This window comes from Salinimicrobium oceani (assembly GCF_012037645.1).
Genome location: NZ_JAAVJR010001531.1, coordinates 1 through 296, shown reverse-complemented (window position 1 = coordinate 296; position 296 = coordinate 1). Strand labels below are relative to the sequence as shown.

Sequence of the window (296 nt, the reverse complement as noted above, 5' to 3'; positions counted from 1 at the left end):
AGCGGGGATCTCGAAAACGCACTTGCTCTTCAAAATGGAGTAAAGCAGGGATTATCTTCTGCGATCATGACCAATAATCTTAGGGAAGCGGAAAGATTCCTTTCTGTGGAAGGTTCTGACTGCGGAATTGCTAACGTAAACATTGGTACTTCGGGAGCTGAAATTGGTGGCGCCTTTGGAGGTGAAAAAGAAACCGGTGGCGGCAGGGAATCAGGTTCAGATGCCTGGAAGATCTATATGCGCCGACAAACTAATACGATAAATTACACTACTGAATTACCATTGGCACAGGGGAT

At 45.9% G+C, this 296-nt stretch carries 1 protein-coding gene; it reads left to right on the top strand.

Annotated features, from left to right (window positions below):
* Positions 1-296 (top strand): aldehyde dehydrogenase family protein (locus HC175_RS22945; protein ID WP_168140072.1); only part of this gene is annotated, 296 nt, incomplete at both ends.